The following is a 22,411-nucleotide window of genomic DNA, read 5'->3' on the forward strand; positions in this document are numbered from 1 at the left end:
GACTGAGGTAACTGATTGTTGAGTCATAAGTATCATTGAACAGCCAGAATGAAATTTGACTTGCTGAAACAAGGACGAAATGTGCTGAAAACAAAAAATAATTTCACAAAATAGTAGGCAGGATTGCTATGTACTTTATACAAAATGATTTAACCCATTTTTGTATGAATCTGATAAGCAAATTCGTGCCATTTGACCAATCAAATCTAAGAAATATGGGGAAAATTTAGATGAAATTTTAAAAGTGAAAGGACGGAAATTTTATATTTATTGATTCTACAGACTTTACTACTGTGCTTGAACATCCGGGGTATTCTGAAGGACAAGACGTCATTGTGATTCCCAGAATCCGTATTGCAGATAAAACAGCCGGATTTCTTTCAGTAGATGGAAAAGCTTGTCAGGCAATATTGGGTACAGAATTCGTTGCCGTGAGCGTATTTACTATCATTGGGCTAAAAATAGCAGAGATAAACTATTAGATACGAACTAATATGAAAACAGGATTTATTATCCACGCATTTATAAAATATACAATAATAGTTTCTTTGAATTGTTGTGTATAAATGTTGAGCAGGGTTGCCTATTTCATTTTCGAGTTTTATATTAAAAATACAGTAGGTCGAGAGACGCTACAAAGTGGTTGGACGGATCAATGACAGCTTGTTGAGCTTGCAACCTTCGGGTTGAAGCAAAAAATCAGCACTAGCCTTCCAACATAAAAGCCCGCAGTAATGCGGGCTTTCTTATTTTAGGGCTAAAAAAATTTCCAATGGACCAATACTCTAGAATTTATTTTAGATAATTGAAGAAATTGATCGAGGCGATTTATTATAAAAATTAAACGTTTTCTAAATAACATGTTTAAGAGAAATATCATCTATTTGTTTATAAAAAATTACATTGCCAAAAAATCTAACATCTCTAAATTATGAATAAATAAAATTTATGCTATAAAAAGTTTATTTAAATAAAGAGAGCAGGGAATAATATGAGCCAATTAATAGAGATAAAGGTTAAAGACCAATTTAGCAATATTCATGCAGTACAGGCATTATTACAGACAATTCCGGAAAATTCAGCTTTGCATAAACTCTCATTATTTCAAAAGATCGAACATATCGTGGTCAAAGGTGAAATTATTCGTCCAAGTATTGAACTGCTTTTTGAAAGCCGTATTTCCACGAGCATTTACCGTATCATTGAATAATGAAAGTATGATAAAAACTCACTATTAAAGGTGAGTTTTTATAAAAAGTAAAAAAATGATTAAAAATAATCAATACATGGCGTTACAGAGCAATATTTAAATCAAACTAAGTTCGACGTCATATTTATTAAACTCTTCTATCAGGTTTTCAATGACTTTGATTCCAATCGCATCACTACAACTGAATATTTCATCCTTACCTTGAGCACTGTTATAACAGATGATTTGCTGGATTAACCAGCGATTTTCAATTTCTGTTTGATCAATAATGATTCGAACAGGTTGCAGGTTTTCACTGACTTGGCGTGGTAACACACTGGTAATCGCAAGTTGGATATGGGTCAGATCTTCTCTAGGACTCAAAAATGTTATTACCCAATTACCTATTTTTTTTAAGTATACGGGATGGTCTGCCGGATGAAATTCTAAATAATGTAAGGATGTCATCGTGAATTCCCCTGAAATAGTTAATATATGCGGTTTTTAGCAATACTTTACCATTCAGCTAAGGTCGTATTTAGAATCACGCCATGGGTTCTTGTTTAATCTAGTTATTGTGTAATAAATCCAATCTTATTGTTTTATAAGTATAAAAATAAATATGTCTTAGATAGCTAAGACCTTAAATAAATAATGAAACATAAAAAAACTCTTAAGCTTGATCAGCTTGGAAGCTTCTTTAGAGAAAAATTGATCTGATTGAGGTAGCAGTTTAATTCCTGTGGAGTAATGCGGCTTTCCTGTAAGGTGGTAATCCATTGCATCTGGCACTGTTTTAAACTGCGTAAATCGTCAGCAGACAGAATACGGCTAATCAGCTGTTTTGCCATTAAACCGCAATGACGTTGCAGCAGTTCAGCCATGAATTGCTTGACCTGTTCAAAATCAAGGATTTCTAGCGTTGTTTGAACTTCATTTTGACAGGATGCCTGCTCAGCTTTTTCATCCGTGATTGAAGATGGGGAAATGCTGGGAACAACAATCTCTTCGGCAGAGTGATCCTTAAGTTGAGTGCTGTGCAGCGCAGGGCTGGTTTTAATTTCTGTATCTAGGTTGTCGGATGTCAAGGGTGTTTCAATGGACGGGTTAGCCGCACGGCTGATCAGTCCCATTTCCAGCAACTGTTCGAGTAATTCGGGTGGCGCGATACGATGCCTGAATTGTTCAGAAAGCAGGTCAAAATCATCGGTGCCAATCAATAGTAATAGTCTGCGCTGACGAGCATTCAGATTCATTGAACGCTGTTTTAAACTTTCAATGCCTAAATCAGTTTTATGAAATTGAGTCATGCTTTAATTTACGTTGCAATAAATTAAGGCTGATTGTAGGGAGGAATCATGACAGGAATATTAAATAATATTACAAATCATTATATTACAGGGTAACAATACTGGTTTTCTCTAGAGCCTTGCGCAAATAAGGGTCCAGATCTTCCTGACGAAGCAGCCATTGCATATAGTCTGCAGGTAAATCTGCTATTGCTGTGCCTCGGTGCTTGCCAAAATTAATGGTTCGAGGAATACGCGCGTCTTCCGATGCCAGATAAAGCTCTTCAATATTTTGAATGTTTAAATGATGGATTTCATGCATTAAAATATTGGCGGTTAAGATAATATCCATATCGGCACGATGTGCTTTTTTAATCATTTCACGGGCTTTTTCACTGCCTTTGCTGATCATATAAATAAGGGCAGAAATATTGTGAGCTTCGGCATCCGGCCAGACTAAACGTGCCAGGGCAAGGGTACAAATGGCTTTGATCTTGCTGGTATCTACACCGCATTTCTCAATGGCACGAATATCATAATCAATATTGTGACCAATAATGTACGTGGTTTCCTGTGGAAGGCTGAAAGTCGTGTAGTGAGGCTGACCCACCAGCTCGGATTCCAGAATATGATGCACTGCCATGGCTGCATACGAAATCGGTTCATCGACACTATAAAGCTGGTCGAAAATTTCGCTCTTGTCTAAGGAAAGTTTGCTGTCATGAATTTGGATGGGTGCATAAGCAATCTCAATCGGCTGTCCATTTAAAGTATGGGTTTCGGTATCGAGAATAATTGCTTGCATGACAGATCCATAACTGTTGCGATTGTTTGAGTCAATTTACCATTTTCAAAGATACCGATACAAACTGAAAATAGGCTCTTTTCCCTGTTCATGCTGATTTTTGTACCGGACTGCTGGTTAAATACACTGCTTCGAAAGCATCACTCGAAATACAGGCTTGAGATGGATATCAGGATAGCCAGTCATGTTGATCAATGCTTATTTGATAAATCGTAAGCGTACCTTTGGGTTTCTGTTTAATGAATTCACTAATCTGTACGCTATCGCTTAGATGACGGCTTTTATAGGTCAGTTTTGTTGATTAGTTATCGGTGCCGCATAAGAAGTGACCACTTTGCTCACGATTTTTTTAATACTTCTATAGCCTAACTCCACGCAAGCCTGGAATCAGACAAATAAAAGCAGACATATTTTGTTAAATTAATAGTGTTTGATATTTGTAAAAGTAAAAAAATAAAATTTATAAAAATCATTAATTTGTATTAATAAGAATTCGGTTTCTTTTTAAATTTTTTATTTGATGTTAAATCGCATTGTTCAAATATTAAATAAAGGTAATAGTTTGTATTCATAATTACTTAAATCATCAAAATAAAAAGATATAAGGAAATGCAAAAATGAAAAAAACATTATTAACGGTGTTTATCAGTAGTTCAGTCATCCTTTTAACAGCGTGTGGAAGTGGAAATGGTGATTCGGTCTTCAATAGTCCAAATAATGGAATTCCGGTCAATGATATTCAGAACCCGGTCGTTTCTACTCCTACGCCTTATACCGAAACAAATATGACTAGTGTGGCGGGTGAAAGCGTAGTGATGACTTATAAAATGTTGGGGGTGAACAGTAAGCAAGTTCAAGCAACTGCATTGATCTTTACACCGAAAACAGCGGCACCTGCAAAAGGCTGGCCAATTGTGGTCTGGGCGCATGGTACGACTGGTGTGGCAGATCAATGTGCACCGAGTCGAAATGCATTGAATATATATATTCAAGCAATGATTGCTCAACTTTTAACTGCGGGTTATGTGGTGGTTGCTCCTGATTATGAAGGTTTGGGAGAACCAAATGGTAATGAGCTTCATCCTTTCTTGAATGTAAAAAGCGAGGCCTATTCTATTACGGATGCGGTTGTTGCTGCGCGCCATTATTTGGGGACAAAAGCATCCAACCAATGGATGGCAGTAGGACATTCACAAGGTGGACAAGCCGCCTTAGGTGCGGCTCAATATGCTTCACGCGCCTCTAACTTGGTCTATAAAGGAACAGTAGCCCTAGCTCCAGCTTCTAACCTTGCGCTTATTTTGACAGCAGGGGAAAGTGCTGCGGGAAAAGAAACCGACCTGAATAAAAAAATTAAAACGTTGTCATCTTTGGATGCATTTACTGCATTAATTACAGCAGGACTGCGCAATCCTCATCCTGATTTGCAATATAGTCAGGTTTTTAAGTCTCCTACGGATAATATTGCGAAAAATGCAGAAATTGATTGCTATGATCAGTTAGAGCAGAAATTTATTAAAGGGATGGATGATTACGTGGCAACAGCGGGTTCAGTCAATATAAATAATTATCCGCGTACTCAAATGAATTTTATGGGTATTCCTGTAGTTAAAACCTTTTTGGAAAAAGATTCGCAGCCACTTCAGGTTAAAGTCTCAACGCCAGTGATTATTTATCAGGGATCACTGGACCCTACCGTTCCCAAACAAGTGACTGACGTACTTTATTCTTCAGCGATACAACAAAACACCAATATCCGTTATTTGACCGATGAATCAGCTGCAACGAAATGGGATCATGGAACGGTCTATGCTTTAAATATTCCTAATATTATTGCAGATGTAAAATCTCTAATGCCAATTCAGTAATTTGTTTTGACTATATATGCTCATGTTTTTTAATCATGAGCATTTTTTTATTTAAAACTGAGTAAAGTTCATTCTCAACATTTATAAACTTCATGCTACAATACGCGCCAATCTTAGCACGGCTTAAAAGCCCTAATTTAATAGGACCTCGCTAATGTTTGCCAATATCTCTATTGCCGAATTTGATCCAGAAATCGCTCAGGCAATCGCTAATGAAGATGCTCGCCAAGAAGCGCACATCGAGTTGATTGCTTCTGAAAACTATTGCTCACCAGCAGTAATGGAAGCTCAAGGATCAAAACTCACTAACAAATATGCAGAAGGCTACCCAGGCAAACGCTATTATGGCGGTTGTGAATATGTAGACGTTATTGAACAATTGGCAATTGACCGTGCTAAAGAACTTTTTGGTGCTGATTATGCTAACGTTCAACCGCATGCTGGTTCTCAAGCAAACTCAGCTGTTTACTTAGCTCTTCTTAACCCGGGCGACACAGTTTTGGGTATGAGTCTTGCTCACGGTGGTCACTTGACTCACGGTGCAAAAGTAAGCTTCTCTGGTAAAACTTATAACGCAGTTCAATATGGTTTAAACCCAGAAACTGGCGAAATCGATTACGAAGAAGTTGAACGTTTAGCTGTAGAACATAAACCACGTATGATCGTGGCTGGTTTCTCTGCTTATAGCCAAGTTGTAGACTGGCAGCGTTTCCGTGACATCGCGGACAAAGTTGGCGCTTATCTTTTCGTAGACATGGCTCACGTAGCTGGTCTGGTTGCTGCTGGTGTTTATCCAAGCCCAGTGCAAATTGCTGACGTAACGACTACGACTACTCATAAAACACTTCGTGGTCCGCGTTCAGGTTTAATCCTTGCTAAAGCAAACGAAGAAATCGAGAAAAAATTACAGTCAGCTGTATTCCCGGGTAACCAGGGTGGTCCATTGGTTCACGCTGTAGCTGCTAAAGCAATCTGCTTTAAAGAAGCAATGGCACCTGAATACAAAACTTACCAACAACAAGTGGTTAAAAACGCTCAAGCAATGGCTGAAGTATTAATCGCTCGTGGTTATGACGTAGTTTCTGGCGGTACTAAAAACCACTTGTTCTTGTTGTCTTTAATCAAGCAAGATATCACTGGTAAAGACGCTGACGCTTGGTTAGGTGCTGCTCACATCACTGTGAACAAAAACTCTGTACCTAACGACCCACGTTCTCCATTCGTGACTTCTGGTATTCGTATCGGTACCCCAGCTGTTACAACTCGTGGTTTCGGTGAAACTGAAGTACGTGAACTTGCTGGCTGGATCGCAGACATCCTGGACAGTAAAGGCGACGAAGCTGTAATTAACGCTGTAAAAGCGAAAGTTGAAACTGTATGCGCTAAATTCCCTGTTTACGCAAAATAAGTTCTGACTTGAGAAAAGCCCCCTCAAGGGGGCTTTTTTTATATATATTAAAAGTCATATTTTTCAAAGCTGGTATTTCTGCTATAACAGAATAAATCCCCCTATAAAAGCTATAAATATTTTGCTGTTGCTGTAATGACATTTTTCGTCCAAAGGAATCAGATAAATGGCTAAACCCACTATTATTATTTCACAACAAGATCTGGAACGTTTAGAAACGATGCTTGAGCATCAGTCTAAACTGACGCCAACCATGCAGCATCTGGAAGATGAGCTTGCACGTGCCCAAGTGGTTGCCCCGCAGGATATGCCGGCAAATGTGGTGACAATGAATGCACGGGTATCAATTACCATTGCCCCTGCGAATGAACCAACTACGATAACCCTGGTTTACCCACATGATTTTCTGGGTGAGAAAGGACAGGTGAATGTACTTGCACCAATCGGTGCAGCAATTCTGGGACTGGCTGAAGGTCAGGAAATTGAATGGCCGCAGCCAGATGGTCACTTAATGAAAGTGAAAATTGAAAAAGTATTGTATCAGCCAGAACGTGTAGGCAATTATCTATAACTTTTTCAAATAAATAGCCCCCCCATTTAGGGGCTATTTTGATGTACAGATAAAAATAATTAATGCTTAATGATTTTATCGAGACAACACATCATCAATGCTGAAACGACAAAGCTCTGGTGCATGTTATTCCCCAGATTATTTTCTTGATGTTTTGACTTGATCATCAATAAATCGCTTTAAAAATTTGACATTTTTATGTTTTTTAATTGCTTGTATTTTTTAATTGTCTGAATAATTTCAGGGTTGAGAAATCTAATCTCAAAATTCTAAATCAGGAAAGTTCAAAACTTCAGCAGGTATTATGCTGATCACTGTCAACGCTTTGACAGTGTTTATGGCCTATTCAGGGCAGACTGTATTTCAACAACATAACGTTGCAATAAAAATTGAAATATAAGGAATCGCCATGAGCCAAACTCAAACCAAACCCTATGATCCGAACTATCAATATCAACATATTCAGGTAAAACCGATTACCGGGCGTATTGGTGCGGAAATTGAAGGGGTTAAATTGTCTTCAATTCTAAATCAAGACACGGTCCATGAAATTAACCATGCTCTCATCAAGTACAAGACCATTTTCTTTAAAAACCAACAACATTTAACTGATGATGAACAGGAAGGCTTTGCCGCTTTATTGGGCAAGCCCTTGAATCATCCAACCGTTCCGGTCAAAAGTGGCACAGCACATGTGCTTGAGCTGGATTCACGTGGTGGACGGGCAGATACCTGGCATACTGATATCAGCTTTATTGAAGATTATCCAAAAGCTTCCATTTTACGCAGTATAGTTGCGCCTGCAGCTGGCGGTGATACCGTTTGGGCAAATACCACAGCGGCTTATAATGATTTACCAGAAGAACTGAAAGCATTGGCAGATCGTTTACGGGCAGTGCATAGCAATGATTATGACTATGCCTCTAAAGTAACCACAAGCCCGCGTATCGATGCAGAAAAATATCGTGCGCTATTTAATTCAACCGAATATGAAACAGAGCATCCATTGGTGCGCGTGCATCCGGAAAGTGGGGAAAAGACCCTGTTATTGGGTCACTTCTTTAAACGTTTTGTGGGTTATAACAGCCAGGATTCACGCCGCCTGTTTGATTTATTCCAGGACTATGCCGTGAATTTAGAAAACATCGTGCGCTGGCGCTGGAGTGTAGGTGATGTTGCCATCTGGGATAACCGTGCTACCCAGCACCGTGCAATTAATGACTATGGGGATGAGCTGCGTGTTGTGCGCCGTGTCACCATTGAAGGGGATATTCCAGTTGGTGTAGATGGTCGCCCAAGTGTGAACCTGAAGAAAGTGGTGAAACAGGACATTTCTAATTTTACCTTTGAAAATGGTCAAATTTTAGAAAAAGCATCTTAATGGTTAGATGCATTGATTTAGGCTGTATGGACTTGTAGGGATCTGAATTCGAGATATACATAGCGCTAAAAGTTGGTTGGTTTAAGCATATAAAAAACCTAGTATTTATATATTAGGTTTTTTATTTTGAATGAGATCATCAATTTCATATGCTCAGTCGCGCAGAAAAATTACAGCAGATTTTTGGGCAGGATGCTGTGTTTTCTGCATTCAATACACAATCCCATCAAACCTTATTGCAACATGTGAAATATCTGCGTTTTTTACCACAGCAACAGATCTTGCATTATCAGCAAAAAATGGACGATATCTATGTACTGTTGTCCGGACGGATGCAGATTGGCTGGCTGCTCAGTGATGGCGAGTTTAAAGTCAGTGATTATGTGAAAATGTATTCGGTATTTAATCTGGTGCCATTTTTACAGCAAAAACCGCTGAATTTTGATTTTTATGCCGTAGAAGTAGTTGAAGTGGCTGTAATTTCAGGTCAGGTTTTTCTGGAACAATTACAACAGCAGCCGCAAGCCATGTGGCAGATCATTCAATTACTGAGTGAACGGATGTATAGTTTGATGGAGAAAAACCGTTATCTGCAAACTGCGAGTATGACGCAAAAAATTGCGCGTCATTTAATAACCTTGGGTCAACAGGCAAGACCAGTAGGTCAGGAAAAATCAACCATTCAATTTAAAATGAGCCAGCAGGAATTTGCCGAATTACTGCATGTGTCCCGGCAAACCTTAAACAAGCAACTACAATATTTTATCCAGCAACGCATTGTAGAGTGGAATTATAGCCAGATTCGGATTATCGATATGCAGCGCCTAAAACAGCTTAGCCAGTTCTAAAGAGATGGCTGAAAAGTTGCCTGGCTAACTGAAATAATCTCGGATAATTGAATGGGATAAGAAATTCAAGGCAATAAAAAAGGCAAAGTCAAAACTTTGCCTTTTATGATCGCGGGCGATCTTAGTGGTGATGACCACCAGCACCGTGTACGTGACCGTGTTCTAATTCTTCAGCAGAAGCTGCACGAATTTCAACGATTTCAACTTCGAAAGTTAAATCTTGGCCAGCAAGTGGGAAGTTAGCGTCTACAACAACGTTGTCGCCTTCAACTGCTTTAACAGTCACGATTTGAACGCCGTCATCAGTTTGAGCCTGGAACTGCATACCCGGTTGGATGTTGTCCACACCTTGGAACATTTGAGCTGGAACTTCTTGTACGAGGTCAGGGTTGTATTCACCATAACCTTCAGCAGCAGGAACGTTTACAGTGAATTTTTCACCAACAGTTTTGCCTTCTAAAGCGTTTTCTAAACCAGGGATGATGTTGCCCGCACCGTGCAAATATGCAAGTGGCTCACCTTGTGATTGGTCGAGAGTTTCGCCCTCTGCGTTAGTCAACGTGTAGTGGAAAGAAACCACGAGGTCATTTGCAATAGCAGTCATGTTATTGATCCATTCAATTTTTTAAGGGTACATCATAAAGTGAAAAGTAGGTTTTGTAGACTAGATTTAGCAAAAATCTGCATTTTTCCCACTCTTATGGTGTTTTTTTAATAGTGGGGATGGTTTTTTTAATTTCAATGAAATTTTAATCTTTTTAGCTGTTTTTCTTGTGACAAAATCCAGAGCTCTTGATTTGTCCAGTCATACGTCAGTAGTTTGATAATGGTTTAACAACACGGCAAGACTTTGAGTGGGAAATTTGAGCATACTATACTGGGGCAGTGAGGAAAGTTGAATTTGAGCTGTCAGGTATTTAGGAGTCATTAGTGTCAGTAAAAAGAAGATGATAAATATCTACCATCTTCTTTTTATTACTTTTATCCAAATGATTATTTTATGAATAGAATTTTTCTGTCATCTGACTCAAGTCAAAACTATTCATCCTTTAGCGTAGAGGATAAATTTTGACCCGAATGTCATCGCTTGAGAAAAAACTAAAAAGCTGTTTAAACCATAGGGCAATTTTCTGGAAAAAATTGGCTTCTTCAATTTGCACATCATTTTCAATGGCAATGGTGCGGATCAACTGGTTATTTTGATAAACCTGCACGGTGGCCAGTTGCATGACTTTGGCTAAAGGTGCTGTCAGGTATTTTTCCGTGATTTCAACATTCAAGTGTGTCTTGGTTTCTTGTAAGGGCTCAATAGCTTGAATCGTACCATTGCCTGTATTCAGCATAACACGCTGATTGACCGTATCATAAGTTTGCAGATCAATCGCATAAGGCTGATCATATAAAGACGTGGTCACAATTTGCGGTTTGCTGGTTTCCAGTTTAAACATTTTTAAAGTAGATTTCACCACAGGCAATTCAGCAATCAGCTGTTTATCTTTAATCGCCACCTCATTACGGGTATAGGTATAGGCCATATCCATCAGGATGTGGGCAACTTCCGCACGTTTTAATGCATTTTTTGTACCCATCACCACCACAATCAGACGACGTTCAGGCAGTGCAGGACTACCAGTAGGGCGATGTGCAGTCAATGCCAGGTTATAACCTGCCGCCTTGGTGAAACCTGTTTTTAAACCATCTACACTTGGGTCAAATTTGAGTGCCAGATTGGTTGCGCGGTGAAAACGCTGGTTATAGCTGAAACTTGGCATGACTGAATAATGCAGATATTCAGGCGTCTGAACGGTCAGTGCTTGACCCAGCAGGGCCATGTCATGAGCAGATGAGTAATGGTCCGGCATGGTCACGCCTGGTGCATTGGCAAAATGCGTATCCTTCATTCCTAAGGCTTTGGCTTCTTTATTCATGCGTTGGATGAAAGCTGGTACAGTACCTGAAATGCGTTCTGCCAAGGTCACCGCTGCATCATTGGCTGACATCACGATCAAACCTGCCAGAAGCTGATCTACAGTAATCTGATCACCTTGTTTAAGATACATCTGCGACTCATCCCACTGCACCATTTTTACTACTGGTGTCGCCGTGATGATTTCATCCTTTTTTAAACGGCCAGCTTCAATTTCTTTCAATGCAATATACGCAACCATCATTTTGGTCATGGATGCCGGTGCACGTTGCTCATGGCTATTATGCTCTGCAATGACCTGACCTGATTGGGTATCAAGAATGGTCCATGCCTGGGCTTCAACGCTTTCAGGAACAAGGTTGAGTAATGCAGCATTGACTATCGTGGAACACAATAAACTTAAGGATGCGAGGAGGTAGATGACAGCTTTCAATGATCTTCCTTATTTACCAATCCATTGGTGGTAGAAATGCAAAAAATATGAGGAATGCTATGCCTTTTTTTTAAGAATGGCTAGTCGGAATTGCAGACAATTGCGACAGTTCAGCATTGCCGGACAAAAAATGCTAAGCTAATTGTTAAGTTAACTTTTTTATATTTTATATTGCCCATTATGTTGCATTATCAAATCGAATTTGACGATTATCGTCAGCATCTTATTCACGTGACACTTCGCTTTTTGGCAGATCCTACTCAAGTATTATCATTGCCGACCTGGATTCCGGGTAGCTATCTGATTCGCGAATTTTCAAAGCATATTGAGTCGGCTCGTGCTTATGATGAAGATGGGCGCATTTTACAAATTCAGAAATTTGAAAAGAATAAATGGCGCCTGTTTAACACTGATCATGAACTGATTACGGTTGAATATGATGTTTATGCATATGACTTGTCTGTACGCGGTGCCTATGTGGACCAAACACGTCTCTATGTGAATCCGGCCTGTACATGTTTGGGACTAGAAGGGCAGGAAGATAAAGCAGTTGAAGTTGAAGTGTTCCTTCCAGATGAACTGAAACATTTCCAGCTGGCAACAGGTTTAATGGCTAAAAGTCTGGTTAAAGGTCGTTATACCTTAAAGGCGGATAACTATGCCCAGTTGATTGATTCACCTTTTGAGCTGGCAGAACAAACACGTTTTAGCTTTGAAGCCAATGGTATCCCGCATGAATTTGTGGTGTCTGGCAAACATGCCATTAATGCGGCACGCATGCAGCAAGATATTGAAAAAATCTGTGCCACTGAAATATCAATGTTCGGTTCTGCACCATTTAGCGATTATACCTTTATGACCATGGCGACAGGCAATAGCTATGGAGGCTTGGAGCATCCGAACAGTACCAGTCTGATTACCCCACGTGACGATTTGCCTAAAGCCGATGAACCTGCTGAACCCTCTGCGGATTATCAGCGTTTTCTGGGGTTGTGCAGTCATGAATATTTCCATTCCTGGTTGGTAAAATTTATTCGTCCTGAAAATTTCGTCAATTATGATTTGAACAAAGAAGGCTACACTTCATTATTGTGGATTTTTGAAGGTTTCACTTCTTATTATGATGACCTGATTTTGCTGCGTAGTGGGGTGATTTCTCAAGAATCCTATCTGAAATTATTAAAGACACAGATTGACCGTTATTTACAAAACCCGGGACGTGCGATTCAAACCGTTGCAGATTCAAGTTTTGATGCCTGGGTGAAATTCTACCGTCAGGATGAAAACTCCAACAACGCCGGTACCAGTTACTACAACAAGGGGTGTTTAGTGGCGCTGTGTCTGGACTTGGGCTTGCGTTTACGCGGTTCAAGCCTGGATGTCTTAATGCGTAAATTGTATAAAAATGCGCAAAATGGTATTCAAGTTAATGAGCGTACCATCTTCGAATTGTGTAATGAGTTGACCGGTGATAACTGGCTTGAACAGATCAATCATTTGATTAATACCACCGATGAATTACCGCTAGATCAGTTACTTCCTGAATTTGGTCTAAGTTTTGATGTTAAAAATGACAAGTCTTTGCCATTTGGCTTAAAGCTTGCCGATAAACCCGAAGGTGTGGTGATTCAACAAGCACGTCGTGATGGTGCAGGGGCAAAAGCAGGTCTTTCTGCGCAAGATATCATTCTCGCGATTGATGGCTTGAAAGCGACCAGCAAACTGGTAGAAAAGTATGCGAAGCAGGAAGGTATATACACCGTTCATGCTTTCCGCCGTGATGAGTTGATGACTTTTGAAGTTCAGGTCGGTGGTTCTGAATTGACGGAAGTTGAACTCAAAGTTGAAGATCAGGCCAAAGCTGAGAAGTGGTTAAAGGCTTAATTTGTATACTCTTTAAACTTTATGTAAAACCGATGCTTAGGCGTCGGTTTTTTATTTATCTAAAGAAAAATCAATAAAAAGAGAAGAACCTGTTATTTTGCAGGATTTTTCAAGGAAGAAAATAATTGGCATCAGATCAAGACGTACTATGCATTGAGCCAAGTTGATGAAGCATATGACAAGTTAAATCAATAATACTTATTAAAGAAAAAAGCCCACTTTCGTGAGCTTTAATTTGAATACTAAAAATTAACCGCGACCACGCCCACGACCACGCGGTGCTTTGGTGTTCGGACGCGTTGTACCGTTGGTCTTGCGACGTGGTTTCTCGCTTTCATCCATTTGCCAGATACGTTTCGTACCAGATGACTTCTTCACGGAACCATCTTTGTTCTTGCGAACCATTGGCTTACCGCCTGTACCACCTGGTTTTTTCACATAAGAACGTGAACGGTAGGGTTCTTCCGCAGGTACATCTTTAAAGTCCGGGTATAACAAAGGCTCGATTTCTTTAGTTTCACCTGGTTGTAAACCCAATTGAACAAGATCAATAGAACCAATTTTCGTACGAATCAAACGTAAAGTTGGAAAACCTACCGCAGCAGTCATACGGCGAACCTGGCGGTTACGACCTTCACAGATTGAAATTTCAATCCAAGAGGTGGGCACAGATGCACGGAAACGAACCGGTGGATCACGGTCCCATAACCATTCTGGCTGTTGTACTTTAATGGCTTTGCCTGGAAGGGTCATACCATCTTTCAGTTCAACCCCTTTACGCAGCTGTTCAAGCGCTTCTTCAGTGACATCACCTTCAACCTGTACCAGATAGGTTTTAAACTTCTTGTTGGCCGGGTTGGTAATAAATTGGTTTAAACCGCCGTGGTCGGTTAAAAAAACTAAACCTTCAGAGTCCATATCTAAGCGACCCGCCAAACGTAAAGTCGGATCGTCTACGAAGTCAGCCATGGTCATGTGTGCTTCGTCTTTACGGAATTGGGAGAGGACGTCATAAGGTTTATTGAGAATGACGATTTTCATAGCAAATAACTTCTTTAATTACATAAGACTAAAAAGGTTAAGTTTTATTCAATGGGGAAATGTTGTTATTTCCCGTATAAATCTTAAACACAATGGAATTCAATTAAACTATTATGCGTTAAGAAAGGACGAAAGTATTGCCTAATCGGCAATTATTTTTAGATATCGCTAGATACAAAGGGAGAACCTAGACAATGGGTTATCAGAAGATCGTTGTTCCTGCGGATGGTAGCAAAATTACCGTAAATGCAGACTTGTCACTCAATGTTCCAAACAATCCTATTATTCCTTTTATTGAAGGTGATGGTATTGGTGTAGATATTACACCGGCCATGAAAGCAGTGGTTGATGCTGCAGTTCTAAAAGCTTACGCTGGTAAACGTTCGATCGAATGGATGGAAGTATACTGCGGCGAAAAAGCAGACAAAATCTACGGCACTTACATGCCGGAAGAAACCTTTGAAGCTCTTCGTGAATTTGTTGTTTCTATTAAAGGCCCGTTAACAACCCCGGTTGGCGGTGGTATCCGTTCTCTAAACGTTGCATTACGTCAGGAATTAGACCTGTACGTATGTGTACGTCCAGTGCGCTGGTTTGAAGGCGTACCTTCTCCGGTTCAACATCCTGAACTGACAGATATGGTGATTTTCCGTGAAAACTCTGAAGATATCTATGCGGGTATTGAATGGAAAGCAGATTCACCAGAAGCCAAAAAAATCATTCGATTCCTGAAAGAAGAAATGGGTGTGACAAAAATCCGTTTCGAAGAGAATTGCGGGATCGGGATTAAACCGGTATCTAAAGAAGGTACTCAGCGTCTGGTTCGTAAAGCGATCCAGTTTGCGATTGATAATGACAAGCCAAGCGTGACGCTGGTCCACAAAGGTAACATCATGAAGTACACCGAAGGTGCATTCAAGGAATGGGGCTATGAAGTTGCGCTTGAGCGTTTTGGTGGCAAACTTCTGGATGGTGGGCCATGGGTCAAAATCAGAAACCCTAAAACTGGTAAAGACATTATTATTAAAGATGTGATTGCGGATGCCTTCCTGCAACAAATCCTGATGCGTCCTGCTGATTACTCGGTGATTGCCACGCTGAACCTAAACGGTGACTACATCTCTGATGCGCTTGCAGCCGAAGTGGGCGGTATAGGGATTGCGCCGGGTGCCAACATTGGGGGAGCCATACAGATGTATGAGGCGACTCACGGGACTGCTCCTAAATATGCCGGGCAAGACAAAGTCAATCCGGGTTCAATTATTCTTTCTGCTGAAATGATGCTACGTGACATGGGCTGGACTGAAGCGGCTGACTTGATCATCAAGGGTATTTCTGGTGCAATTGCCAATAAAACTGTGACTTATGATTTTGAACGCTTAATGCCGGACGCGACTTTGCTACGTTGTTCGGAATTTGGTCAAGCGGTCATTAACAACATGGAATAAGTCATTTGACCTGAATCTGTATAAAAAAAACCTGCGCATATCGCGGGTTTTTTTATGGTTACGGCACACGATTTTTTATAGATCAGGAGCGAAATTTATCATGCAATCTACACAATAGCATGAATAGTTAAGCGGTATGTTCTAGCATCGAACAAACGCGAGCAAGATAGTCAGTATGCGTCTTATTGCGACCGTTATGCTCATTTTGGGAGGTCAGCCCTGGTATCTGGTGGTACAGCAGGCATAGGTTATGCCATCTGCCTGAATTGAAACAGGCTATGCTGGCTTACTGGTTTTGAATTTAGCTGTACGAGTATGCCAGACCAGTTGTAATGTTCCCAATAATAAAACTATCGCAGCCAAGACAAACTGTTGATGATAAGTCACGCTAAAATGTTGCAGGGTACTAAAACTTAATCCGCCAATCAGCTGCACAGATGCAAAGCATAGTGTGGCAATACTCCAGAGCTTTTTATATGCCAGACCATAGAGTTGCAGAATGGTATAGGAGGTTAAAAACACCACTGCCGGATTGAGCATGCCGGTAAAAAAGGAAGAGGCAAAAGTCAGCACTGGACTGGTGTTTAAGGTTGCAATAAAAATGGCCACTATATACAGACTGTAAAGAATTTTTAGGGCGAAAAAATTGCCAAATTTTCTTGCCAGTGAATAGGCAGCAAAAGCTCCTAAAGCACTGCCTAAGCCATACAGAATCCAGTTGAAATTGATCCAGAACAGGTTCAGACCCAGTTCATGGCTCAGGTAGTCAATCCAGAATAATGAATGGGGAATATAGGCAAATGCACTGCAGGCATACACAACCAGCAAACTATAAAAGATTGTGTTGAGTGGAGTTTTAGATTGAGCCGGCACTTTTTGTGCAGACAGATGATGCTTAAATTGTTGCAGTAAAATACTTAAGCAGGCACAAATAATCAGCGCGAAACCACATAAAATCAGCCAGGCAGTCTGTATGGAAATCTGGTCCAGATAAGGCAGGAACAGGGTCGCCAATAAAACCCCCAGACCAATTCCGCTAAAACCAATAAAATTGATTTTAAAACGGTCCTGAATCTCACAGCATTGTGCCACCACACTCGGGGATAAAATCATCAGCAGGCCGCCACTGATTCCCGAAATTACACGCCAAAAAATATACCAGGCTTGCGGAAAACCGGAAAATGCACAGCACATTAAACTGAACATTCCGGCAATCGCGGCAATCTGAATATATAGGGTCATGCTTTTGTTTTGAGGCAGTCGCATGGCTGCAAAGGCACCCATCAGATAACCGAGTAAGTTGGCACTACCTAAAAGACTGGCAAAACCTGTTGACCAATCAAACGCTTCACGCGTGCTGGGTAACAAGGCGGTATAGGAGAAACGTAAAATACCAATCCCCAAGCACATACTGAGGCATAAAAAAAGACTAAGCTTGATATTGGTTGAGGACATCCATGTACTCACAGTATTTATTATTCATTCATCATATAAATAGCATGTGTACCGAACAATAAACAGGATCAGAACAAATAAACACTATAAAAACATGCATGCATACGTGATTAAGTAATCTTTAAGAGTGGTTCTATAAAATTGGCCAAGATATAAATCTTTTATTTTGTAAATTGAGTTTTCTGAATAAAGGCATACAATTTTGCTTCTTTATTATACTTTGTGAAATGATGAATTTCTCCTATCGTGCTGATATCGATGGCTTAAGGGCAATCGCCGTTTTATTGGTGATTTTTAACCATGTCGGATTATCTTTCTTTTCAGGAGGATATATTGGTGTGGATATCTTTTTTGTCATTTCAGGTTATTTAATTACCCTTATTTTAACCCACGATATTCAGTGCAAACGGTTTTCTATTGCACGGTTTTACAAGAAACGTGTGGTACGCCTGGCACCTGCTTATTTTACCGTACTCAGCGTTGTCAGTATTATTGCCTGGCAGGTGATGCTACCTGGGGATCTGACGCAATATTTTGACAGTGTGATGTATGCCACTCTGCTCATGGCGAATATCTATATGCGCAATGAGGTGGGAGATTACTTCAGCCAGGATGCCGAAGGTATTCCTTTATTGCATTTATGGTCGCTTGGGGTTGAAGAGCAGTTTTATATTTTCTGGCCGTTATTGTTGTTGCTGTTTGTTGGAAAGGTGTCGCGTAAATATACCTGGGCCATCATCACGACATTAATCGTAACTTTACTGTTTTATGCCCAGCACACGTTAACGCAAAATGCAGAGAAGGCTTATTACAGTATGCCGGTCCGTGCCTTTGAGTTGCTGATTGGCGCATTAATTGGCTTCCTGCCCCAGCTCAAGCTGCCAAAAAAAATAGTGCAAAGTCTGGTTTGGATCAGTTTGATCGTTTTATTTGCGGCGGCAGTAAATTTTGATCAACAGACACCTTTTCCTGGCGCAATGGCACTGATCCCGTGTTTGGCAACTGCATTTATCATTTATCTCGGGCAATGTTCACCCTCAAGTAATGTGTTACTGAGCAATCGTTTAAGTACCTGGATAGGAAGAATTTCTTATCCCTTGTATTTATGGCACTGGCCGATTATCGTGTTATTCGGCATTTATATGCAGCCATTAAATGTCGAAAATCAGGTGGTGATTGTATTATTGTCCATCCTGTTGGCATTTTTAACCTATCAGCTCATCGAAAAACCCAGCAAACGTTTTGTGATGGCGGCGAATTACAAGGTGATCATTATTGGTTTTCTGGTGCCAGCCCTGAGTTTTATCGCCATTGCCAAGACCGTCAATATAAATCAGGGATTTCCAGACCGGTTTCCACATTCTGTTTATCTTAAACAGGAAGCACTCAACTCATTTGCGCATATCATCCGAAATAAATGTATGGATATTGAGGACCCGAAAGCTTTACCACAACAGGATGACTGTGTATTGGGCAAGCGGAAAACGGCTATCGATTTTTTGTTGATTGGTGATTCGCATGCCAATGCTTATAGCGCAATGCTGGATGTCTGGGCCAAAGATGCCAATTTACGCGGTTATGATGTCACACAAAGTTCAACCTTCTATTTACCTGGAGTGCGGCGTTTTGAATCTAATTTTAATCGCTGGGAAGAGCTGAGCGAATTTAAATTAAGAAATGATGCGATTACTGCTCATCTTGCAAAAACACATTACCGCACCATTATCTTGGCAGGTTCCTATGTGCCATATTTTGGTGATGAAGTGAAGCTGGAAGATGGTATACATCATTCCAATGCAGAGATATTTAAAACCGGTTTTATGAAAGCCTTGAAGATGGCCTATCAGTCCAGTGATCAGGTCATTCTGCTGAATGATGTCCCTCGGCTAGATAGAGATGGAGTGCCGGCAGATTGTAATCTTCGCAATGAAATTTTACATACCCATGCTCCATGTACTGTGTCCAGAAAAAATTATGAAGCACAGCTCATACAATTTAATCGAATTGTTGCCGAAGCAAAACTGAAATACCCTGACCTGAAAATCATTGACCCGACAGAGGTCATCTGTGATCAGCAGGCGTGTAAAATTATGATTAATGATGTGCCTTTATATCGAAATAAAGACAGCAATCACATTAATAATCAGGGTTCACGGCAATTGGGTATTGAATATTTAAAACAGTATGGCAATCCGCTTAAAGACTAGCAATGAATTGCAGTCATAAAAAAACCGCGCTATATAGCGCGGTTTTTTTGCGATTTCAGAAATCAGGACATTAGCGCATTTTTGACAGGAAGCGACCTAAACGGGTAATCGCTTCACGTAATTCATTTTCGGCAGGCAAGAACACCACACGGAAATGGTCTGGAGTCGGCCAGTTAAAACCGGTTCCTTGAACCAGTAACACTTTTTCCGCACGCAATAAGTCGAGCATGAATTTTTCATCATCCTCAATTGGGTAAATTTCCGGATCCAGTTTAGGAAAACAGTACATGGCACCTTCCGGTTTTACGCAAGAGACACCCGGAATGTCATTTAGCATTTCCCAGGCAATATTGCGTTGCTCATATAAACGGCCACCCGGACGGATCAGGTCATTAATCGACTGATAACCGCCTAAAGCAGTTTGAATGGCATATTGCGCCTGATGGTTGGCACAGAGGCGCATCGATGCCAACATGTCCAATCCTTCAATATAGTCTAAGGCACGTGATTTATCACCAGTAATGGCCATCCAGCCTGAACGGAAACCTGCAATACGATACGCTTTAGACAGACCATTAAACGAGATGCAGAGCTGGTCACCAGCAAGCGCAGCAACAGCAACATGCTCAATACCATCGTAAATAATTTTGTCGTAAATTTCGTCAGCAAACAAAATCAGGTCATATTTTTTTGCCAGATCAACAATTTGTTGCAATACATGACGTGGATATACTGCACCAGTCGGGTTGTTTGGATTGATAATCACAATACCACGGGTATTTGGTGTGATTTTACTTTCCATATCCGCAATGTCTGGATACCAGAAGTTTTCTTCATCACATTTATAATGAATTGCAGTACCCCCAGACAGGTTTACGGCAGCTGTCCATAATGGATAATCCGGCATTGGCACCAGCATTTCATCGCCGTCATCCAGCAAGCCCTGCATCGCCATTACGATCAGTTCAGACACCCCATTACCTACATACACGTCATTCACATGCATGTTGAGAATGCCTTTTTGCTGGTAATACTGACAGATTGCCTTACGCGCAGGGAAAATCCCTTTTGAATCGGTATAACCTACCGCATTGGGCAGGTTTAAAGCCACATCATTAATAATTTCTTGCGGCGCTTCGAAACCGAATGGGGCAGGGTTACCGATATTCAGTTTAATAATCTTATGCCCTGCTTCTTCCATTTCGTTGGCCGCTCGTAACACAGGTCCGCGAATGTCGTAGCATACATGCTCGAGCTTAGACGATTTTTTAATTTCGCGTGGGGTGTGGAAAGTGTTCGACATTTTTATGTTCTCGGAAAGAGTGGAGGTCACTTTTGCATAACGGTATAAATAGCTTTTAAATGTCTCGGTTGTTACCAGATCGAGATGATGTTCATCTCTGAGTAAAGCAACAATTTTTTCATGCGTAAAACCTGTCTGTTGATATTGTTTAATCACAGGCAGCAGATTTTTAAAAATTACGCTCTTTTTCTGCGACATTTTTTAATCCTGAGCAAGAGTAGGATTAAGCCTAACACTAAATTTGCTTACAAAAAAGCATTTAATTTTCAGAATTGCTTACCATAATTTTATATTTGCTTACTTTTTGCTTTTTGAATCATTATATTGATTTTGTAAATTGTTGAATAAAGACTAGAAATTTAAGATTGAATGACGTAAATATACGATTATCCTATTTTAAATAGCACGATATAAAGGGACGTCATCATGGGAAAACTCAATAAAACAGAAAGAGAATGGCAAAGAGAGTTATCACCAGACGAGTTTCGCATTACGCGACAAAAGGGGACGGAGCCAGCATTTACCGGTAAGTATTGGAATACCAAGCAGGCAGGGACTTATCTTTGCCGTTGCTGTGGGACAGAATTATTCTCTTCCGAAACTAAATATGACAGTGGTAGTGGCTGGCCAAGTTTTTATCGCCCTGTAAATAGTTCGGTCATTGAAGAACATCAGGATTCGACGCATGGTATGGTCAGAACTGAAATTGTTTGCCATCATTGTGGCGCACATTTAGGCCATGTTTTTGAGGACGGTCCACAACCTACAGGATTGCGCTATTGCGTAAATTCAGCTTCTTTAGAATTAAAAACACAAGAAAAAAGTGACGAGGAAACCTATCCATGACCAACATTTATCAGTTTGAGGCTGAGTTGTTAGATGGAAAAAATAAATCATTTGCCGATTATCAAGGTAAAGTTTTATTAATTGTAAATACCGCAAGTAAATGCGGTTTTACTCCCCAGTTTGCAGGTCTTGAAAAGTTGTATGAAAAATACAAGGATCAGGGATTTGAGGTATTGGGCTTTCCCTGTAACCAGTTTGGTGGGCAAGATCCGGGTTCCAATGAACAGATTGGTGCATTCTGCCAAAAAAATTACGGCGTGAGTTTCCCGATGTTTGCCAAAGTGGATGTAAAAGGGCCTGAAGCCCATATTTTATTCCGCTATTTGACCAATAACAGCAAGGGAATTTTAGGCAATGGCATTAAATGGAATTTTACCAAATTCTTGATTGGCAAAGATGGCAAGGTGCTCAATCGTTTTGCACCCACCACTAAACCTGAAGAGCTGGAAAGTGAAATTGAAGCAGCTTTAGCGCAGTAAGCTGGAATAATAGAAAATAAATAAAATAG

19 protein-coding genes are annotated in these 22,411 nt (G+C 40.4%); 11 read left to right on the forward strand and 8 right to left on the reverse strand.

Features of this window, described 5'->3' with window-relative positions; translation table 11 throughout:
- Positions 1–991: 991 nt before the first annotated feature.
- On the forward strand, positions 992–1,210 hold the full coding sequence (locus JFY49_RS05975) for a hypothetical protein (RefSeq protein ID WP_086195017.1): 219 nt from the start codon (positions 992–994) through the stop codon (positions 1,208–1,210).
- A gap of 96 nt (positions 1,211–1,306) precedes the next feature.
- Here the strand turns inward: JFY49_RS05975 and JFY49_RS05980 are convergent, their stop codons facing one another.
- The 3 genes from JFY49_RS05980 to JFY49_RS05990 all read right to left on the reverse strand — a co-directional run bounded on the left by JFY49_RS05980 (position 1,307) and on the right by JFY49_RS05990 (position 3,283).
- The gene (locus tag JFY49_RS05980) at positions 1,307–1,573 is read right to left on the reverse strand and encodes a hypothetical protein (RefSeq protein WP_227609556.1); all 267 of its coding nucleotides are present in this window, start codon (positions 1,571–1,573) and stop codon (positions 1,307–1,309) included.
- Between the two features lie 299 nt (positions 1,574–1,872).
- The gene (locus tag JFY49_RS05985) at positions 1,873–2,499 is read right to left on the reverse strand and encodes a hypothetical protein (protein ID WP_200224454.1); all 627 of its coding nucleotides are present in this window, start codon (positions 2,497–2,499) and stop codon (positions 1,873–1,875) included.
- An 85-nt stretch (positions 2,500–2,584) separates the two neighbouring features.
- Entirely contained in the window at positions 2,585–3,283 is a 699-nt protein-coding gene (locus JFY49_RS05990) for a putative quorum-sensing-regulated virulence factor (RefSeq protein WP_086195020.1), read from the reverse strand.
- A gap of 617 nt (positions 3,284–3,900) precedes the next feature.
- On the opposite strand from JFY49_RS05990, the gene JFY49_RS05995 reads away from it, so the two are divergent.
- The 5 genes from JFY49_RS05995 (at position 3,901) to JFY49_RS06015 (ending at position 9,359) form a co-directional block, all read left to right on the forward strand.
- Positions 3,901–5,151, forward strand: coding sequence for an alpha/beta hydrolase (locus JFY49_RS05995; protein ID WP_200224456.1), 1,251 nt, complete (start codon positions 3,901–3,903; stop codon positions 5,149–5,151).
- A 154-nt stretch (positions 5,152–5,305) separates the two neighbouring features.
- Positions 5,306–6,559 carry a serine hydroxymethyltransferase gene (glyA, locus tag JFY49_RS06000; RefSeq protein WP_086195022.1) on the forward strand — a complete coding sequence of 418 codons (1,254 nt, stop codon included), beginning with the start codon at positions 5,306–5,308 and terminating at the stop codon, positions 6,557–6,559.
- Between the two features lie 166 nt (positions 6,560–6,725).
- Positions 6,726–7,130 carry a nucleoside diphosphate kinase regulator gene (rnk, locus tag JFY49_RS06005; RefSeq protein WP_200224459.1) on the forward strand — a complete coding sequence of 135 codons (405 nt, stop codon included), beginning with the start codon at positions 6,726–6,728 and terminating at the stop codon, positions 7,128–7,130.
- 409 nt (positions 7,131–7,539) lie between these two features.
- Positions 7,540–8,511 (forward strand): TauD/TfdA dioxygenase family protein, encoded by a 972-nt coding sequence (locus JFY49_RS06010; RefSeq protein ID WP_200224461.1) that lies wholly within the window; start codon positions 7,540–7,542, stop codon positions 8,509–8,511.
- 149 nt (positions 8,512–8,660) lie between these two features.
- Complete coding sequence (locus tag JFY49_RS06015) at positions 8,661–9,359, forward strand: Crp/Fnr family transcriptional regulator (RefSeq protein WP_200224463.1); 699 nt, start codon at positions 8,661–8,663, stop codon at positions 9,357–9,359.
- A 121-nt stretch (positions 9,360–9,480) separates the two neighbouring features.
- Here JFY49_RS06015 and slyD read toward each other — a convergent pair whose 3' ends face one another.
- Together slyD and JFY49_RS06025 are read right to left on the reverse strand one after the other, a co-directional pair.
- Positions 9,481–9,963: a peptidylprolyl isomerase gene (slyD, locus tag JFY49_RS06020; RefSeq protein ID WP_092819263.1), complete on the reverse strand. Its 483-nt coding sequence runs from the start codon at positions 9,961–9,963 to the stop codon at positions 9,481–9,483.
- A 445-nt stretch (positions 9,964–10,408) separates the two neighbouring features.
- On the reverse strand, positions 10,409–11,719 hold the full coding sequence (locus JFY49_RS06025) for a D-alanyl-D-alanine carboxypeptidase PBP6B (protein WP_200224465.1): 1,311 nt from the start codon (positions 11,717–11,719) through the stop codon (positions 10,409–10,411).
- Positions 11,720–11,899: 180 nt separating this feature from the next.
- Between JFY49_RS06025 and JFY49_RS06030 the strand changes: the two genes are divergently transcribed.
- Entirely contained in the window at positions 11,900–13,603 is a 1,704-nt protein-coding gene (locus JFY49_RS06030) for a M61 family metallopeptidase (RefSeq protein WP_200224467.1), read from the forward strand.
- Positions 13,604–13,852: 249 nt separating this feature from the next.
- Here JFY49_RS06030 and JFY49_RS06035 read toward each other — a convergent pair whose 3' ends face one another.
- A complete protein-coding gene (locus JFY49_RS06035) occupies positions 13,853–14,644 on the reverse strand; it encodes an rRNA large subunit pseudouridine synthase E (protein ID WP_166170249.1) in 792 nt (263 codons plus the stop codon).
- Between the two features lie 194 nt (positions 14,645–14,838).
- Between JFY49_RS06035 and icd the strand changes: the two genes are divergently transcribed.
- Positions 14,839–16,092: an NADP-dependent isocitrate dehydrogenase gene (gene icd / locus JFY49_RS06040; protein ID WP_200224469.1), complete on the forward strand. Its 1,254-nt coding sequence runs from the start codon at positions 14,839–14,841 to the stop codon at positions 16,090–16,092.
- A gap of 276 nt (positions 16,093–16,368) precedes the next feature.
- On the opposite strand, the gene JFY49_RS06045 is transcribed toward icd, so the two are convergent.
- Positions 16,369–17,547: a YbfB/YjiJ family MFS transporter gene (locus JFY49_RS06045; RefSeq protein WP_200224817.1), complete on the reverse strand. Its 1,179-nt coding sequence runs from the start codon at positions 17,545–17,547 to the stop codon at positions 16,369–16,371.
- Positions 17,548–17,777: 230 nt separating this feature from the next.
- On the opposite strand from JFY49_RS06045, the gene JFY49_RS06050 reads away from it, so the two are divergent.
- Positions 17,778–19,754 carry an acyltransferase family protein gene (locus tag JFY49_RS06050; protein WP_180043529.1) on the forward strand — a complete coding sequence of 659 codons (1,977 nt, stop codon included), beginning with the start codon at positions 17,778–17,780 and terminating at the stop codon, positions 19,752–19,754.
- Positions 19,755–19,824: 70 nt separating this feature from the next.
- Here the strand turns inward: JFY49_RS06050 and JFY49_RS06055 are convergent, their stop codons facing one another.
- Positions 19,825–21,255, reverse strand: a complete 1,431-nt coding sequence (locus tag JFY49_RS06055; protein WP_200224472.1) for a pyridoxal phosphate-dependent aminotransferase — start codon at positions 21,253–21,255, stop codon at positions 19,825–19,827.
- Positions 21,256–21,483: 228 nt separating this feature from the next.
- Between JFY49_RS06055 and msrB the strand changes: the two genes are divergently transcribed.
- Together msrB and JFY49_RS06065 are read left to right on the forward strand one after the other, a co-directional pair.
- Positions 21,484–21,903 carry a peptide-methionine (R)-S-oxide reductase MsrB gene (gene msrB, locus JFY49_RS06060; RefSeq protein ID WP_086195034.1) on the forward strand — a complete coding sequence of 140 codons (420 nt, stop codon included), beginning with the start codon at positions 21,484–21,486 and terminating at the stop codon, positions 21,901–21,903.
- Positions 21,900–22,382: a glutathione peroxidase gene (locus JFY49_RS06065; RefSeq protein WP_180043525.1), complete on the forward strand. Its 483-nt coding sequence runs from the start codon at positions 21,900–21,902 to the stop codon at positions 22,380–22,382. Before msrB ends, JFY49_RS06065 begins: the two co-directional genes overlap by 4 nt.
- Positions 22,383–22,411: the final 29 nt, after the last annotated feature.

The organism is Acinetobacter sp. CS-2 (genome assembly GCF_016599715.1).
Taxonomy (GTDB): Bacteria; Pseudomonadota; Gammaproteobacteria; order Pseudomonadales; family Moraxellaceae; genus Acinetobacter.

What these genes read in the sequence shown, in the direction of transcription:
- JFY49_RS05975 (WP_086195017.1), top strand. Translation starts at nt 992, where the DNA reads ATGAGCCAATTAATAGAGATAAAGGTTAAAGACCAATTTAGCAATATT.
- msrB (WP_086195034.1), top strand. Translation starts at nt 21,484, where the DNA reads ATGGGAAAACTCAATAAAACAGAAAGAGAATGGCAAAGAGAGTTATCA.
- JFY49_RS06015 (WP_200224463.1), top strand. Translation starts at nt 8,661, where the DNA reads ATGCTCAGTCGCGCAGAAAAATTACAGCAGATTTTTGGGCAGGATGCT.
- icd (WP_200224469.1), top strand. Translation starts at nt 14,839, where the DNA reads ATGGGTTATCAGAAGATCGTTGTTCCTGCGGATGGTAGCAAAATTACC.
- JFY49_RS06055 (WP_200224472.1), bottom strand. Translation starts at nt 21,255, where the DNA reads ATGTCGCAGAAAAAGAGCGTAATTTTTAAAAATCTGCTGCCTGTGATT.
- JFY49_RS05985 (WP_200224454.1), bottom strand. Translation starts at nt 2,499, where the DNA reads ATGACTCAATTTCATAAAACTGATTTAGGCATTGAAAGTTTAAAACAG.
- slyD (WP_092819263.1), bottom strand. Translation starts at nt 9,963, where the DNA reads ATGACTGCTATTGCAAATGACCTCGTGGTTTCTTTCCACTACACGTTG.
- JFY49_RS06045 (WP_200224817.1), bottom strand. Translation starts at nt 17,547, where the DNA reads ATGTCCTCAACCAATATCAAGCTTAGTCTTTTTTTATGCCTCAGTATG.
- JFY49_RS06030 (WP_200224467.1), top strand. Translation starts at nt 11,900, where the DNA reads ATGTTGCATTATCAAATCGAATTTGACGATTATCGTCAGCATCTTATT.
- JFY49_RS06050 (WP_180043529.1), top strand. Translation starts at nt 17,778, where the DNA reads ATGAATTTCTCCTATCGTGCTGATATCGATGGCTTAAGGGCAATCGCC.
- JFY49_RS05990 (WP_086195020.1), bottom strand. Translation starts at nt 3,283, where the DNA reads ATGCAAGCAATTATTCTCGATACCGAAACCCATACTTTAAATGGACAG.
- glyA (WP_086195022.1), top strand. Translation starts at nt 5,306, where the DNA reads ATGTTTGCCAATATCTCTATTGCCGAATTTGATCCAGAAATCGCTCAG.
- rnk (WP_200224459.1), top strand. Translation starts at nt 6,726, where the DNA reads ATGGCTAAACCCACTATTATTATTTCACAACAAGATCTGGAACGTTTA.
- JFY49_RS06035 (WP_166170249.1), bottom strand. Translation starts at nt 14,644, where the DNA reads ATGAAAATCGTCATTCTCAATAAACCTTATGACGTCCTCTCCCAATTC.
- JFY49_RS05995 (WP_200224456.1), top strand. Translation starts at nt 3,901, where the DNA reads ATGAAAAAAACATTATTAACGGTGTTTATCAGTAGTTCAGTCATCCTT.
- JFY49_RS06065 (WP_180043525.1), top strand. Translation starts at nt 21,900, where the DNA reads ATGACCAACATTTATCAGTTTGAGGCTGAGTTGTTAGATGGAAAAAAT.
- JFY49_RS06010 (WP_200224461.1), top strand. Translation starts at nt 7,540, where the DNA reads ATGAGCCAAACTCAAACCAAACCCTATGATCCGAACTATCAATATCAA.